15 protein-coding genes are annotated in these 16282 nt (G+C 47.3%); 3 read left to right on the top strand and 12 right to left on the bottom strand.

Annotated features, from left to right (window positions below; genetic code table 11):
• A complete protein-coding gene (smc, locus tag CKW00_RS06325; RefSeq protein WP_095821861.1) occupies window positions 1-3561 on the bottom strand; it encodes a chromosome segregation protein SMC in 3561 nt (1186 codons plus the stop codon).
• Window positions 3562-3707: 146 nt separating this feature from the next.
• Between smc and CKW00_RS06320 the strand changes: the two genes are divergently transcribed.
• Window positions 3708-3935 (top strand): DUF1128 domain-containing protein, encoded by a 228-nt coding sequence (locus tag CKW00_RS06320; protein WP_008587955.1) that lies wholly within the window; start codon window positions 3708-3710, stop codon window positions 3933-3935.
• A gap of 176 nt (window positions 3936-4111) precedes the next feature.
• On the opposite strand, the gene rnc is transcribed toward CKW00_RS06320, so the two are convergent.
• The 9 genes from rnc to sdaAB form a co-directional block, all read right to left on the bottom strand.
• Window positions 4112-4795 carry a ribonuclease III gene (gene rnc / locus CKW00_RS06315; protein ID WP_008587957.1) on the bottom strand — a complete coding sequence of 228 codons (684 nt, stop codon included), beginning with the start codon at window positions 4793-4795 and terminating at the stop codon, window positions 4112-4114.
• A gap of 83 nt (window positions 4796-4878) precedes the next feature.
• Window positions 4879-5112, bottom strand: a complete 234-nt coding sequence (gene acpP, locus CKW00_RS06310; protein ID WP_008587958.1) for an acyl carrier protein — start codon at window positions 5110-5112, stop codon at window positions 4879-4881.
• A 100-nt stretch (window positions 5113-5212) separates the two neighbouring features.
• Complete coding sequence (gene fabG, locus CKW00_RS06305) at window positions 5213-5953, bottom strand: 3-oxoacyl-[acyl-carrier-protein] reductase (protein ID WP_095821860.1); 741 nt, start codon at window positions 5951-5953, stop codon at window positions 5213-5215.
• Window positions 5950-6885, bottom strand: a complete 936-nt coding sequence (fabD, locus tag CKW00_RS06300) for an ACP S-malonyltransferase (RefSeq protein WP_095821859.1) — start codon at window positions 6883-6885, stop codon at window positions 5950-5952. The genes fabG and fabD overlap by 4 nt, the downstream gene beginning before the upstream one ends.
• Window positions 6882-7880, bottom strand: coding sequence for a phosphate acyltransferase PlsX (plsX, locus tag CKW00_RS06295; RefSeq protein WP_095821858.1), 999 nt, complete (start codon window positions 7878-7880; stop codon window positions 6882-6884). Before plsX ends, fabD begins: the two co-directional genes overlap by 4 nt.
• A 15-nt stretch (window positions 7881-7895) precedes the next feature.
• Window positions 7896-8456 (bottom strand): transcription factor FapR, encoded by a 561-nt coding sequence (gene fapR / locus CKW00_RS06290; RefSeq protein ID WP_095821857.1) that lies wholly within the window; start codon window positions 8454-8456, stop codon window positions 7896-7898.
• 82 nt (window positions 8457-8538) lie between these two features.
• A complete protein-coding gene (gene recG, locus CKW00_RS06285) occupies window positions 8539-10575 on the bottom strand; it encodes an ATP-dependent DNA helicase RecG (protein ID WP_095821856.1) in 2037 nt (678 codons plus the stop codon).
• Between the two features lie 21 nt (window positions 10576-10596).
• Window positions 10597-11466: an L-serine ammonia-lyase, iron-sulfur-dependent, subunit alpha gene (gene sdaAA, locus CKW00_RS06280; RefSeq protein WP_008587971.1), complete on the bottom strand. Its 870-nt coding sequence runs from the start codon at window positions 11464-11466 to the stop codon at window positions 10597-10599.
• A gap of 13 nt (window positions 11467-11479) precedes the next feature.
• The gene (sdaAB, locus tag CKW00_RS06275) at window positions 11480-12142 is read right to left on the bottom strand and encodes an L-serine ammonia-lyase, iron-sulfur-dependent subunit beta (RefSeq protein WP_095821855.1); all 663 of its coding nucleotides are present in this window, start codon (window positions 12140-12142) and stop codon (window positions 11480-11482) included.
• Between the two features lie 214 nt (window positions 12143-12356).
• Here sdaAB and CKW00_RS06270 point away from each other — a divergent pair, with 214 nt between their 5' ends.
• Window positions 12357-13631 (top strand): NCS2 family permease, encoded by a 1275-nt coding sequence (locus CKW00_RS06270; protein ID WP_095821854.1) that lies wholly within the window; start codon window positions 12357-12359, stop codon window positions 13629-13631.
• A 67-nt stretch (window positions 13632-13698) separates the two neighbouring features.
• Here the strand turns inward: CKW00_RS06270 and CKW00_RS06265 are convergent, their stop codons facing one another.
• Both CKW00_RS06265 and CKW00_RS06260 read right to left on the bottom strand, forming a co-directional pair.
• Window positions 13699-15354 (bottom strand): DAK2 domain-containing protein, encoded by a 1656-nt coding sequence (locus tag CKW00_RS06265; protein ID WP_095821853.1) that lies wholly within the window; start codon window positions 15352-15354, stop codon window positions 13699-13701.
• A 36-nt stretch (window positions 15355-15390) separates the two neighbouring features.
• Window positions 15391-15756: an Asp23/Gls24 family envelope stress response protein gene (locus CKW00_RS06260; RefSeq protein WP_008587979.1), complete on the bottom strand. Its 366-nt coding sequence runs from the start codon at window positions 15754-15756 to the stop codon at window positions 15391-15393.
• A gap of 186 nt (window positions 15757-15942) precedes the next feature.
• Between CKW00_RS06260 and rpmB the strand changes: the two genes are divergently transcribed.
• Window positions 15943-16131, top strand: coding sequence for a 50S ribosomal protein L28 (gene rpmB / locus CKW00_RS06255; RefSeq protein WP_008587981.1), 189 nt, complete (start codon window positions 15943-15945; stop codon window positions 16129-16131).
• The last annotated feature ends 151 nt before the right edge of the window (window positions 16132-16282 follow it).

Below are 16282 nucleotides of genomic sequence, written 5' to 3'. Positions count from 1 at the left end.
TTACACTTCTAGTAGTGATTCCGAGTCCTCCAGCCTGACCGACACTACGCTCGAGACACCGGACTCCTGCATCGTGACTCCGTAAAGAACATCAGCATGTTCCATCGTGCCTTTACGGTGAGTAATTACGATAAACTGTGTATCGGCACTGAACTCCGTAAGGAATCTTGCAAATCGGTCCACATTGGCTTCATCCAGAGCCGCTTCCACTTCGTCGAGTACACAAAACGGAACGGGGCGAATTTTCAAAATGGAAAAAAGCAGGGTAATGGCCGTTAATGCACGTTCTCCCCCGGAGAGAAGGCTCATATTCTGAAGTTTCTTACCCGGAGGCTGGGCGATGATCTCCACCCCGGTCTCCAGCATATCATCAGGATCGGTAAGTTTCAGATCGGCTTTCCCTCCGCCGAAGAGCTGATTGAACACTCCATTGAACTCTCCCCGTATCTGTACAAATGTCTCTTCGAACTTGCGTTTCATTTCGTCATCCATTTCGTTCATTACGTTACGTAAAGTTTCCTTGGCGGATATGAGGTCCTCTTCCTGGTCTTTTAGAAAATCAAAACGTTCTTTCACTTCTTCATATTCATCAATGGCCGAAAGATTCACATTTCCGAGTTCATCGATCCCGCGTTTGATAAGTTTCACTCTCGTAACAGCTTCATCTGTGTTGTCGACGCGGTCATAGATGCTTTTCGCTTTCTCAAACGTCATTACGTATTCTTTTTCTAAATAACGCAGTGAGTTTTCGAGTTCCACATCAAGACGATTCGCCTTCACTTCTTTGTCCTGAAGATTCTGCAGATAATTCGAATGGATTCTGTGATCCTCCCGCAAGTGTGTATCGATCTCTTCCATTTCCTGCTGGTAGGAACGACGCTTTTCTTTCAGGTTGTCGAGAGCGTCTGACAGTGATTTCTCCTGTTCCTTTTTAACAGTGATCTTCTCTTCTATCTCTTCTTTCGTCTCTTTGTTATCAAAAAATCCCATGAGCTCCGTGTGATTCTTCTCGACTTCCCTGAGAGCATCCTGCTTCTCTTCGTATGCTGAAGTAACCTGAGCATAGTGATCTTCCGCATTTTTCGCTTCTGCTTTCTGAGTGGCTAGAGAAACTTTCAAATCCTGCTCCTTCGCAACGAGCGTTTCCCTGTTCTCTTCCTTTTCTTTTTTCACGAGAGTGAGGCGATCCACTTCCTCTCTCGTACGGCTGATTCTGTCTTCCAGATCTTTTAATTCCAGTTCGATTTTTTTCCCGTCTTCTTCCGTTCTGACCTGCTCCTCTTTCTGCTGGGAGTATTCCTTGTCCAGGAAAGAAAGACGTTCTTCATAATTGGAAAGAGAGAATTGCAGCTCTTTTTCTTTTTCCCTGCAGCTGCGTGCCTGCTCTTTGATGGAGTCATTTTCCTCTTCCAGCTCACGAAGGGATTTTTCTTTTTCATTCATACTTTCCTTGAGGGTTTTCACTTTTTTCTCGGCATTTTGCATCTTCCGGTCGTAATCCGTCACCTTTTTCCGGAGTTCTTTAAGCTCCTGCTCCTGAGTGAAAAGAGAAGAGGATTTCCCTGATTTCGCCCCTCCGGACATTGATCCTCCCGGGTTCACTACGTCTCCTTCAAGCGTTACAGCCTTGAATTTTCTTCCGGTAGCCTTTGCAATAGCATTTGCACTCTGAAGATCCCGGGCAATTATTATATGCCCGAGCAGATGTTCAGGAATGACGCGGTGTTTCTCCTCGGCCTCCACAAGAGCGCTCGCCACTCCTATGAATCCGTCAAGAGTCCGGAGGTTCTCGATCGTCCTTTCCGGAACGAAACGTTCTTTCACAGCATCAAGCGGCAGAAAGGTAGCCCGTCCCTGATTGGTTTTTTTCAACCATTCGATAGCATCGCGGGCAAATTTTTCATTTTCGGCTATTACGTGCTGAGCCTGAGCGCCGAGAGCCGTTTCGATAGCCGTCATATACTCCTCGGGTATAGACAGAGCTTCCAGCACAGAAGCTTCTATTCCGCCTATCTTCCTTTCTTCACGCGCTTTCAGCACGGCTTTCACGCCCTGAAAATAACCGGAGAATGACTCTTTCATCTCCTCAAGGGCATTTTTACGGGACTTGAGGCTTTCCATGTGCTGATAACCCTGGTAAAGTTTCTGACGCCATTCTTCATAGGAATCCTTCGTCTCTGTCCACTCTTTCGACTTCACGTCACAGGCGTCCTTGAGCCGTTGTTCCTCTTCTTCCAGAGGGCGCAGTTTCTCAGAAACCTCCTTAAGCTGTTTCTTCACATCTTCGAGTTCTTCACGAAGTTTTTTCGTCCTGGTATCGGAGTGAGCGGTATCGAGCTGATGAAGACGTTTGTTCAAATGCTGTTTCTCATTCCGTTTTGCAGCCTGCTCGTTAAGCAAATCGATATAATCGGCCTTCAGGCTTTCAATCGTTTCATCGATGGTTTCGATTTCTTCGTAGAGCACACTTGCCGTCGTCTTAAGTTCGGCTTTCGTATTCTGCACTTTCTGTTTTTTTTCAGTCCTGGCCTGTTCCGCTTTCCGGGAAAGGTCCTCCAACTCTTTCAGTTCTTCACGTAATTTACTACGATTATGTTCAAGAGCTTCTTTTTTCTCTTCATAGTGTTTCTTCTTCTCCTGGAACAGTTCGCGCTTTCCGGTAAGACTTTCTAGTTCTTTTGTACATTGAAGCAGCTGCCCGTGCGTCTCTTCAATGGAATTATCCGTATGCGATGATTTCTCACGGATTTCGGCGATTTTCTGTTCCTGCCCGGCAACTTTTTCAGCAAGTTTCCGCTCCTGTTGACGCTGGTTTTCAATCGCTTCTTCCAACGTCTTCCATTCTTCATCCATGTCTTCGATCTGAGTAACTAATAAAGCCACTTCCTCTTTCTTCAGATCTTCTTTTTTCTCGAGATAGTCGGAAGCTATCGAGGCCTGCCTTTTTAAAGGTTCGACTCTTCCTTCGATTTCAGAAAGAATGTCTTTCACTCTATATAAATTGGCTTCCGTTTCTTCGAGTTTCCCTTCCGCTTTCTGCTTACGCTGTTTATATTTCAACACGCCGGCGGCTTCTTCAAAAATAACACGGCGATCTTTCGGTTTGGAGTTCAGTATCTCCTCAACTTTTCCCTGGCTGATGATGGAAAACGTTTCTCTGCCAAGCCCCGAATCCATAAACAGCTCCACAATATCTTTGAGTCTGCATGGTTCTTTGTTTATGAGGAATTCACTTTCCCCTGTACGGTACACTTTCCGGCTCACCTGCACCTCATCATATTCGAGCGGCAGTGTTTTATCCCGGTTATCCAGAGTGAGACTGACCTCCGCATACCCCCTGGAACGCCTCGTCTCGCTGCCGGCGAATATCACATCTTCCATTTTGCTTCCTCTCAGTGAGCGTGCCGACTGTTCTCCGAGTACCCAGCGAATCGCATCCGTAATATTACTCTTTCCACTTCCGTTCGGACCCACGACGGCTGTGACCCCGGGAACGAATTGTACATCTATTTTATCAGCGAAGGATTTAAATCCTGCAGTTTCCAAGTTTTTGAGGAACATTTATTAATCCTCCTGTTTATGAATACTTACTCTAACCCGTACATTTTATCATACAACAAAGACGTCGCGCACCTGTCATTTGGGGGTTTTAAAATCGCAGACAATCCTCTATCATGGACATTAGTAAAATTAAAGGGAGAGAGACTATGAATCTTGAAGAAGCGAACAGAGAGAATCTGGATTACATGATTGAGACACTCGCAGATAAACTGCAGCTCGTAAACCGGAGTATGCTTAAGTCGGAAGATTTCGACATGGATCATTACTACGATATCAAGGAGCTGTACGATGTCGCCGAAATGAAAGGTCAGCTCAGCGTTCCTGAAATCCAGGCTTTCGTTTCTGAAATGTCGCAGTACAGAAAAGCACAATAAATCCGCAATTTCCGCTCCGCCCCGCCCGGTTTACAGAGCCGGCCTGAGAGGAACCGAAATTTGACCACTAATAAAAAGACCCTTTGCACCGCTGCAATCCGGAAGCGGGATTCCATTTTGGAAATCCGTTCAGGTATAGCGTGTGCCCGGGTCTTTTTTCGTTGATTGTGTCCTGATTACTGTAATTTGTCCAGAGCTTCTTCAGCAGCTCTCTGCTCTGCCTCTTTCTTCGTTCTTCCTACTCCGATACCCGCAGTATCCCCGTGAATATGAACGTGAGCGACAAACTCCCTGTTATGGGCCGGCCCTCGCTCATCCACTATTTCATAGTCGATGTCCGCCTGTTTTTCACGCTGGATATGCTCCTGCAGCTGACTTTTATAATCCATCGCATGAGAAAAAGCACCCCGCTTGATTTTAGGGTAAATATAGTAGCCTAAATAAGATAATACCCGGTCAAAACCCTGATCCAGGTAAAGAGCGCCGATGAATGCTTCGAATACATCAGCTAAGAGAGCCGGTCTATGACGTCCGCCGGTCATCTCCTCCCCTTTACCGAGGAGTACGTATTCCTGAAAGTTGAGATCATTGGCAAAGTCTACGAGTGATGCCTCACATACAATGGAAGCCCGCAGCTTAGTCAAATCTCCCTCTTCCATGTTCGGGTATTTTCTGTATAAGTACTGGGATACCCCGAGCTCAAGTACAGCATCTCCAAGAAATTCGAGACGCTCATTGTCCTTACGCTCCGTGTGCCGATGCTCATTCACATAGGATGAATGGGTGAAAGCCTGTTCAAGAAGCTTTACATCAGAAAATCGGACGTTCATTTGTTTCTGAAGTTTGTTAAAATCCCCCATGACTCACCCGTCCCTTTACTTTGTTCTTGTACTAACTCGTTTTTTACAGGAAAGGCTGCCTGTAGTCCAGGCAGCTCTCTGTTTTAAGACTGACTGTCTATGTAATTGACAGCGTCTCCCACTTTATTGATTTTTTCAGCTTCTTCATCGGAAATTTCCATGTCAAACTCGTCTTCAAGTTCCATTACAAGTTCGACTACGTCAAGTGAATCAGCTTCCAGGTCTTCTTTGAAAGACGCTTCCATCGTTACTTTGGATTCTTCAACATCCAGACGATCTACAATGATTTCTTTCACTTTTTCAAATGTCTCTGCCATTGGAGCTCACCTCCCTTCAGATATTATAGTAAATTTTCCCCTAAAAAACCATATGTTTAAGATCTATTTATAAATTTTTCTTAAACATTCGTCTTTCCGGCTACATTACCATACCGCCATCCACGTGGAGGGTCTGTCCGGTCATGTAGTCGGAGTCCGAATCCAGAAGGAAACGGACGACTCTGGCTACTTCTTCTCCGCTTCCAAACCGATTGAGAGGAACGAGAGAAAGCATCTGTGCTTTTTGCTCGTCCGTCAGCTCATCCGTCATGTCGGTTGCTATATAGCCGGGTGCTACGGCATTGACACGGACATTTTTAGCAGCCAGTTCTTTAGCGTTTGATTTCGTAAGACCGATAACTCCTGATTTTGCGGCTACGTAGTTAGCCTGCCCCGGGTTTCCGGACACTCCCACTATCGAGGAGACGTTCACGATACGCCCGAATTTCTGACGCATCATTTGTCTTGTCACTGCTTTTGTAGTTAAAAATACACCTTTCAGATTCGTATCGATAACCGCTTCAAAATCTTCTTCTTTCATTCTCATCAGCAGATTATCTTTAGTGATCCCGGCATTATTCACGAGCAGTTCCAGACTTCCGAAGGTATCCACCACTTCTTTGATCATCGCCTGTACGTCTTCTCCGTTTGAGACATCCGCCCTGATTTTAATTGCTTCCCCGCCTGAGGCCTGAATCTCTTCGACGACTTCCTGAGCTTTCTGTTCGTTTCCGGCATAATTCACCGCAACTTTTGCGCCGTGCGAGGCGAGCTCAAGAGCTATCGCTCTGCCGATTCCACGGGATGCCCCTGTTACGAGCGCAGTTTGTCCATTTATCATTTTTCTCCCTCCCTGTACCAGTTGATGAATGTTTCAAGGCTTTCTTCATTGTTGATCTGGAAAGTCTTCATTCTCCGGGCCACTTTACGGACAAGCCCCGACAATACTTTCCCTTCCCCGATTTCCACTACTGCATCCACACCTTCATTCACGAAAGCTTCAATCGTTTCCTGGAACCGGACCGGAGAATACAGCTGCTCTACGAGAAGGCGGCTTATTTCCTCTTTTTCCGTGACGGGAGCTGCAGTCACGTTCGCGTATACCGGAATCTCTGCATCCCTCACAGTAGCTTTATGAAGATGGTCCTCGAAATCATCCGCAGCCGGTTTCATAAGATCAGAGTGAAACGGTCCGCTTACATTCAGAGGCATCACCCGTTTCGCTTTATCCTGCAGTCTCTCACCGGCACTCTGGACTGCCGGTTTATCACCGGAGATAACTATCTGGCCGGGGCAGTTGATGTTTGCTACGTTCACAACTCCGTCGACGTGCTCCAGCTCCTCCTGTATTTCTTCAACGGAAAGACCGAGTACGGCACTCATGGCGCCTTTACCTGAAGGATACGCTTCTTCCATAAGCTTTCCACGGTTATGTACCAGACGGACAGCTTCGAGACTTCCGAGAGAGCCGGAAGAAACGAGAGCACTATACTCCCCAAGACTGTGCCCTGCAGTCATAGCCGGACTGATTCCTTCTTCCTTCAGCAGCTGGTCTATGGCCACGCTCACGAGCAGCAGTGCCGGCTGCGCATTTTCCGTCTTTGTAAGCTCCTCCTCCGGTCCTTCGAACATAAGCGATGTAAGCGAGTAGCCGAGAGTTTCATCAGCTTCGTCGAATAACTTTCTTACCTGGGCAGAGGAATCATACATTTCTTTCCCCATACCCACTTTCTGAGATCCCTGACCGGGAAAAACAAATGCGACTTTTTTCATTCTTCTTCGCCTCCTTTTTGTTCAAGAGCGGTTTTGATCGTTTCGGAAACATTATTCTCCACCATGTCGCGGGCCTGCCTTACAGCGTTGACTACCGCTGTACGATTCGAAGAACCGTGCGCTTTAATAACTGGAGCGGAAAGCCCGAGCAGGCCGGCCCCGCCGTACTCGGAATAGTCCATCTTATCTTTCAGTCCCCTCATATCATTCTTCACGAGCGAAGCGGCGATTTTCGTCTTGGCGTTCGACATGAACGTTTCCCTGATCATCGAAAACAGGTTCATAGCTGTACCTTCAATGGTCTTAAGAGCTATGTTTCCAGTAAAACCATCCGTCACCACTACATCCGCTGCACCGTTCAAAAGATCCCTGGCTTCCACATTGCCGATAAAATTGACAGGTGCCTCCTGTAACAGCGAGAAAGTCTGTTTCGTCAGTTCACTGCCTTTACCGTCTTCCGTACCGACGTTCAGAAGTCCTACTCTCGGGTTCGCGATGCCCCTGACCTTTTCGGCATAAATAGAGCCGATGATTCCGTACTGCAGAAGGTGTGCCGCTTTTGCATCGGTGTTGGCACCTACATCAAGCATGAGAAATCCACGGCCATCCAGTGTCGGCAGAGTCGGACTGAGGGCCGGGCGGTCCACCCCTTTGATTCTGCCGATGACAAAAAGCCCGGCGCTCATGAGTGCTCCTGTATTACCCGCTGATATGAAAGCTTGTGCTCTCCCCTGCTTCACTTCTTCTGCAGAAAGGACGAGGGAAGACTGCTTCTTCCTTCTTACCGCCCTTACAGGTTCATCTTCATTCGTTATCACTTCCGGGGCATGAAGGACCTGCAGACGGTTGTGAGGGGATAAAAATCTGTTTATTTCCTTCTCATCCCCGACAAGTGTAATCTCCACGTCTTCGTATGTATTGACAGCTTCCATTGCTCCATACACCATCTCTTCCGGAGCGTGGTCTCCGCCCATAGCATCCAGTACAATCTTCATCCTGTCTCTCTCCTTCTACTCCTCAGAACGGTACATATAAAAAGTACCCTGAAACACTTTTTCCTGACCTACATAACTGTCCACTTCCACTATCGTTCTGTTTTTATCGTCTGTTCCACCTACGTGTGCTTTTGCTACCACCCGCTCCCCGCGCTTCACCTGTCTCGTGAATTTAAGGGTGGAGCGCGCTGTAAGAGCCAGTTCGTCGTTGATAACTGCAACAGCAAGCGAATTGGCCTGAGCAAACAAGTGATGACCGCGGGCGATATCATTTCTTGAAAATACGTGTTCTTCCCTGATGTCCATCACGGATATAGCTTTGGAATCAAGTTCGAGGTCGATCACTTCTCCGATTACATCGTCTATAGCAAGCGCCTTAACCGTTTCCGTCCACTCATTAGTCGCAACGGATTTGATCCGTTCGCGGACCTCAGGTATCTGAAGTTCCATTCTGTCGAGCCGTATCGTCTGAATACTCACTGAAAATTTTTTAGCGAGTTCGTCGTCCGTTACGAACGGGGTGGCCTCGATCGTCTCCTGGAGCTCCTGCTGTCTTATCTGTTTTCTTTTTTTCATCTTATCTTATCCACCGTCCATTTTATGACTAGGTACTAACAGTAATATATTATAGTACGGGCTTAAACGCAACAATTGAGTGCTAATCGAGTGATTCGTCCAGTTTCTCCATATCTCTTCTCAGCATTTCTTTCAGCGGTGCAAAGCTCTGCTTTCGGTCAAGCCAGCCGTTTTCAATGATCTCGGCGGCATCTTTTCTAGCCGTCTCGAGCGCTCTGTAATCGTGCACCATATCCGCAACTTTGAATTCCGGCAGACCACTCTGTTTCTTTCCGAAAAAATCACCCGGTCCCCTTATTTTCAGATCCTCTTCAGAAAGACGGAAACCATCCGTCGTTTCGGTCATGATTTTCATTCTCTCTTTCCCGGTCTCCCCTTTGGGGTCGGCCAGTAAAATACAGTGGCTCTGCCGTTCCCCTCTTCCGACGCGGCCGCGAAGCTGGTGAAGCTGCGAAAGGCCGAAGCGGTCGGCGTCATAAATAACCATAAGACTGGCGTTAGGCACATCCACTCCTACTTCCACCACCGTCGTGGACACAAGGATTTGTATCCGGTTATCCGAGAAACGATGCATTATATCCTCTTTTTCCTCATTGGATAATTTTCCATGCATTAAACCGACAGTAATGTCCGGGTGATATACTTCCGTGAGCTGTTCGAAAAGTTCTACAGCATTCTGGATATCGAGTTTGTCCGACTCCTCGATCAAAGGACAGATAACATACGCCTGTCCTCCGTCTTCCACTTCCTTACGGATGAATCCAAGCACCCGCTCCGTCATTTTACCCTTCACCCAGTAGGTTTCTATTTCTTTTCGGCCCGAGGGCATCTGGTCGATGGAGGATACGTCCATGTCCCCGAATGCAGTAATCGCCAGCGTACGCGGAATCGGAGTCGCCGTCATGAATAAAACGTCAGGTTTCATCCCTTTCTCGCGGAGCGTTCGTCTTTGTTCGACCCCGAACCTGTGCTGTTCATCAATAACAATAAATCCGAGGGAGTTGAATTTCACTTCTTCCTGAATAAGGGCATGTGTGCCTACGAGCACATCGATCGTACCGTTCTCCATTTCCTCCATAATGTCTCTCCTCCGCTTCCCTTTTACGGACCCGGTCAAGAGAGCGATAGTCAGTCTTTCCCCGAACATCCGGCGGAGAGATGCCGCATGCTGTTCAGCAAGAATCTCCGTAGGGACCATCAGTGCAGCCTGTTTTCCCGATGTTACTGCTCCATACATACTGATAGCTGCAACCACCGTTTTTCCTGACCCCACATCTCCCTGCAGGAGGCGGTTCATCCGGTGCGGGGACTTCATATCTTTCAATATTTCTGCAAGAGATCTCTTTTGTGCTTCCGTAAGCGTAAACGGCAGGGACTGCACGAATTCCGTCAACAGCCCGTTATCGTAGTGGAGTGACGTGCCGGCGGTCGCTTCCTTGTACTTCTTCCTGAGCATTTGCATACGCAGTTGAAAAACGAGGAATTCTTCGTATGTAAACCTTCGGCGGGCATGTTTCAGCAAAATACGCGATTCCGGAAAGTGCATATGACGGACTGCTTTTGAACGTGCCGGCAATTTATACATGTCGAGATAATCCGGAGGGAGTACCTCCTCAATTTCCGCCCCGTATTCTTCCATTGCCTGTTTCATCACTTTCCGCAGTGCGGCTATTTTCACATTTTCATTCACGGAATAGACCGGCTGTATAGGTTCTTCGGATTTCGCTTCTCCTTTTTTAAAGTGGGTGGCCGTCAGCTGCAGACGATGCATGTCAAATTTACCGGTGACAGTTACAACGTCTTCGGGTTCCAGGTTCTTCTTGGCAAATGCCCTGTTAAACATGACGACTTTAACTGCAAACTCTCCCACCTGCATCGTAAACGTCAAACGTGACTTTTTCTTTCCATAATAAGCAAGGGAAGGCTGCGTGGCTACCTTCCCCTCCAGTGTGGCTGTTTCATTGTGCACGAGTTCCGTCAGCGGTTTCACTTCAAACTCATCATAACGGAACGGAAAATAAAACAGCAGATCACTTATCGTATATATTCCCAGTTCATTCAAATAAGAGGCCAGTTTCTCACCGACACCTTTTATTTGCTGTACCGATTGCTCCAACAATTCTTCTCACTCTTTCCCGGTTCAAGACCCATAAATTTTCTTCTCCAGTGCTTTGCCGGTAGGTGTTGCCGCAAGACCCCCTTCAGCTGTTTCACGAAAAGCCGAAGGCATGCGCTGGCCGACCTTGAACATAGCATCTATCACTTCATCGCACGGTATTCTGCTGGTGACTCCCGCGAGAGCCATGTCAGCCGAGACTATAGCCTGAGATGCCCCCATCGCATTTCTTTTAACGCACGGAACTTCAACCAGTCCGGCTACGGGATCACAAATTAATCCTAGCATATTTTTAAGAGTGATAGCCATAGCTTCCGCTGTCTGTTCAGGAGTCCCTCCGGCCATCTCGACGATAGCTGCAGACGCCATACCGGCAGCCGAACCGACTTCAGCCTGACATCCTCCTGCCGCCCCGGAAATGGAAGCATTGTTTGCAACGACGAATCCGTAAGCACCTGAAGTGAATAAATAGCGGAGCATATCCTCCCGGGAGGCGTTAAGTCTGTCTTTCACTGCAAAAAGAGTCCCCGGAACACATCCGGCGCTTCCCGCCGTCGGAGTAGCACAGATCCTTCCCATCGCAGCGTTCACTTCGTTCGTCGCCACCGCCTTACTTACTGCATCAAGAAGAAGATCTCCCGATAACGGCTGTTTTTCTTTCATGTACTTCTGAATAAGTACAGCGTCCCCGCCTGTGAGTCCACTGTGGGATTGTACTCCTTTGATCCCTTCTTCCACCGCTTCCTCCATTACAGTAAGGTTCTCTTCCATCTGGGTCATCACCTTATCCCGGCTTAGTTCTTTCGCTTCCATCTCCTGTCTGATCATCACTTCGGACACAGGGATATTGTCTTCTTTTGCTTTTTCAATCAATTCTGCAACATTACGAAACATGCCATTCTCCCCTTTATTCTGAAATACGTGCAGCTCTCGAGATATGATCGGCTTCCTGAAGTTCTTCCATAACCGGATCCGTCAGATTCTGATCCACTTCGATGATCATTAAAGCCTGAGCACCTTCTGCTTTCCGCGAAACTTCCATTCTTCCTATGTTTATCTTTTCTTTAGCCAGTATGGCGGTAGCCGAAGCTATCGCACCGTAGCGGTCATCATGCAGAAGAACGACCGCGGGATGTTCGCCTGTGAGATGAAGAGGGAAACCGTTCAGTTCGGTGATTTCAATTTTCCCTCCCCCGATGGATATACCTGTAAGTTCAAGCTCTTCATCACCGCTTTTCAGGCGCAGCCTGGCAGTGTTCGGATGTTCCGGTTCAGAAACTTCTTCATGTATAACGACTTTAACCCCTTCTTTTTCCGCAGTTTCAAGAGACGTTTTAATCCGGTCATCAAACGTCTCGTACCCCAGCACACCTCCGACCATCGCCACATCTGTCCCGTGTCCTTTAAACGTAGACATGAAAGACCCGTAAAAATGTATATCGATTTCTTCGGGTGTCCTTCCGAATAAATCCCTGGCCGCTCTTCCGATACGTGCGGCTCCAGCCGTATGAGAACTTGATGGACCTATCATAACCGGACCAATTATGTCGAACACAGACCTGTACTTCATCCTACCCTTCCTCTCTCCATAAATCATCTATTGTCATTTTATCACAAAAATCTCATTTTCCCTACTTTCTTCCGTTAATGTAATGCTGATATGACGGTATAGATAACGCTTACAAATCCTCTGTTTGCTATATTAGCCCGTAACGGGTACAATAATATGCTGTGGGTTCTTACGAAACCGGGCGGGAGAGGGACAATTTCATAAGGAGATCGAAATGCTGAATAAAAACGGAAAGCAAAATTCCTGGAAACAGGAACTGATCGCCGGATTTATCGGTTATTTCACGACCGTATATATCGTTGCCGTTAACAGTCAAATACTCTCCGATGCAGGCCTGCCCCTGGAAACAGGAATGGTGGCCACCATAGCAGCAAGTGCACTCGGGTGTCTTCTTATCGCCCTGTATGCCAATGCCCCTATGGTAGTCATACCGGGTATGGGGATTAACGCTCTGTTTGCTTACTCCATTGTCGAGGGTGCGGGATTCACTTACGAACAGGGTCTGGCTGTCGTTGTCGTCGCCTCCCTGGTCTTCCTGATTACTGCTTTCACTTCTCTCGGAGCCTGGCTGAGCAGGGCACTGCCTGTATCGCTTATACATGCGATTACTGTGGGTATCGGATTTTTCCTCGCTCTTCTCGGTCTTGAAAAGGGCGGTATAGTAGTTAAAGGAGAACAGTCGCTTATTGCTCTCGGAGAATTGTCCTCACCGGTCGTTCTTACCAGTGTTGCGACACTGTTTATTGCGATTTTTCTTTTTGCGAAGAACGTTCCTGGCAACTTCCTGATTACTCTTGCAGTCGGCACAGGGATAGCCTATTTCGCCGGAATATTGGGCGAACCCCAGCCTTCCCTTAATTTCAGGGAACAGCAGTGGGTTTTCGCGCCCGATTTTTCCGTGGTCACTGAGTTCGGCTTCTGGATGGGCGTTTTCCCGTTAGCTCTTGTGCTTATATTCGAAAATATGGGACTGATACACAGTCAGCTGGATATGGTCGGAAACAAAACCGATACGAAATTCCATAAATCCTATCAGGCTACCGCTTTTTCTTCTTTCACCAGCGGATTTCTCGGCACATCCCCTACTGTCTCTTCGGCAGAAAGTGCAGCCGTAATTGCAGCTGGCGGGAAGACCTGGCGTGCCTCTTTAACAATGGCGATACTTTTCATCGCCACGCTGTTTCTCATTCCGTGGATATCTATCGTGCCTTCCACAGCCATCAGCCCGATTCTCATTATCGTCGGTTCCCTGATGGTTCAGGAAATCAAACACATACCTTTCGATGATTTATCAGAAGCACTCCCGGCATTTCTTATGATAGCGATGATCCCTTTCACTTACTCCATTCCCGATGGATTGGCATTCGGATTTATCGCCTATCCTCTCGTTAAAATAGCGATGGGAAAACAGAGAGAGCTGACCGTGCCGATAATTCTGATCGCCTCGGCCTTTCTTATAGAATTTCTGCTTCGGGCTCTGTCTCTGTAGTATACGGGTGATTAAACTGTTATAGTTTTCCATAATAAAAAGCGCACCGATTGTGGTGCGCTTTTTATTATTCAACAGAGAATATATAGGAGTAGATGGGCTGACCGCCTTCATGCACCTCTATTTCCACATCTTCGAATTCCGTTTCGATAAACGATTTCAGGTCTGCCAGTTCCTTCTCTGACACTTCCTCTCCGTAAATCACCGTCAAAATTTCGTCTTCCTCAGCAATCATATCGGAAAGCAGTACCTTGGCCGTCTGCAGAAGGTCAGGATCCGAAACCGCTATATTTCCGTCATGGATCCCCATGAAATGATCTTTCTCTATCGAGACTCCTTCTATTTTCGTATCCCGCACTGCATAAGTTACCTGGCCGGTCTTGACTTCCCCAAGCAGCCCGTCCATCGCTTCCTTATTTTCTTCAAGACTCAGTTCAGAGGAGAATCCCAGCATAGCGCTCATCCCCTGGGGTATACTTTTGCTCGGAACTACAGCCACCTCTTCTTCCGCAAGATCGGCTGCCTGTTCTGCAGACATTATAATATTCTTATTGTTCGGGAGTATGAGTATGTGTCTGGCATGAGCTTTTTTGATAGCTTCCGATATATCTTTCGTCGACGGATTCATCGTCTGTCCGCCTTCGATAACTACCGATACACCGAGGCTTTCAAAAAGTTTCTTCACCCCGTCACCCATGGCAACTGTTACGATGCCGAATTCACTTTTCTCACGGGGGCGGGACGCTTTGTCACCTACGATAGACGTGTGCTGTTCCCTCATATTTTCTATTTTAATATTCGTCAGACTTCCATATCGCTGACCAAGACTCAGGGCTCTGCCCGGGTCTTCCACGTGAACGTGGACTTTGATAAGCTCCTCATCCGATACTACGAGAAGAGAGTCGCCGAATTCACTTAGATCTTCGCGAAACGCATCTTCATCATAAGCGGTTTCTTCAAGCTTCGCTTCTTCGAACTTCACCATGAACTCCGTGCAGTATCCGTAGTGGATATCTTCCGTATTCATAAAATCCTGGTTCAATTTATGATGTTCGGCACTGACCATGTCTTCCATATCAATCGAAGTATCTTCTTCCTGCACCTCTTCTCCTTTGAGATTGGCAAGAAACCCTTCATAGATGGTCAGAAACCCCTGGCCACCGCTGTCGACGACTCCTACTTCCTTCAGTACAGGAAGAAGTTCGGGCGTGTTTTCCAGGGACTTTTTCGCGGCTGTCACTACCCGTTCGAGAAACGGAATGAACTCTTTTTCCTCTTCCGCGGCCTTCTGAGCTTCTTCACTTGCTTCGCGGGCAACTGTAAGAACCGTGCCTTCCACCGGTTTCATAACTGCTTTGTAGGCCGTTTCCACCCCTCGGGCCATGGCGGTGGCATAGTCTGTGGTCGTTACAGTCCGTTTCGTTTCCATCGATTTTGAAAATCCGCGGAACAGCTGGGACAGAATGACACCCGAGTTGCCCCGTGCCCCCATCAGCAACCCTTTGGCCAAAGCTTTGGAAACCTCTCCGGTATGATCGCTCGTTATATTTTTAACTTCTTCCTGACCTGAAGTCATGGAAAGGTTCATGTTTGTACCCGTGTCCCCATCAGGAACGGGAAACACGTTCAGAGCATCAATCATTTGAGCATTCTTCGACAAGTAGCGGGAACCCTGAAGCACCATCGCTGCGAAGGTCCGCCCGTCCAACTCCTGTAAACTCACGTTTCTTCCTCCTTTAGCTGACTTTCTCATTTTGATCTAATCATCACTCGTCACTCGCACGCCCTGTATATAGATGTTAACGGAGCTTACTGTGAGTCCGATCGTTTTGCCTAAAGTATATTTAACCTGAGATTGTACGTTGTGGGCTATCTCGGAAATTTTCGTACCATAACTCACAATGATGTACATATCAATATGTACTTCTTCTTCTTCCTGACGCACTACCACTCCCCGGGAGAAGTTCTCTTTCTTCAGCATTTCCGACAATCCGTCCCTCAGCTGATTCTTCGAAGCCATCCCTACTATACCGTAGCATTCTACTGCAGCCCCACCGGCAACTGTGGAAATAACTTCGGTGCTTATTGTGATTTGACCATTATTTGTATTCATTTCTACCGACATTCGGATCCTCCTTTAACATGTTCTCCATGCCCAGCAATTATAACACAGGACGACCTTCTTCCCTATAATACTCTGTAACAATTGAATCGTTCTGTCAAGAGGAAATTCTTGATATAATGGATTGCATTACGTTTTTGACTATGATAGAGTAATTAAGTATCTAAATTGTAATTGGAGGGATTCGATATGGCACGTCGTTGTGTCGTTTCTGGACGTAAAACCCGGAGCGGGAACAATCGTTCTCACGCTATGAACGCAAATAAACGTAAATTTAAAGCTAACGTACAAAAGGTTCGCATCCTCGTTGATGGAAAACCGAAAAAAGTTTACGTTTCTGCCCGTGAGCTGAAATCAGGCAAAGTAACTCGCGTATGATGCTAAAAAGCACCCCACGGGGTGCTCAGGCTGTCGAGAAAGTCTCGGCAGCTTTTATTTTTTTCTGTTTTTTAAATAGATCACCGCGTTAATTTGTTATAATAGCTGTAACTTATCAACGAAAGGTGATTGGATGTTTCAATCTAAAACT

The sequence above is a fragment of the Salimicrobium humidisoli genome (assembly GCF_002295105.1).
GTDB classification, from domain to species: Bacteria; Bacillota; Bacilli; order Bacillales; family Halobacillaceae; genus Salimicrobium; species Salimicrobium humidisoli.
This window is presented reverse-complemented; position numbering and strand designations above follow the sequence as displayed.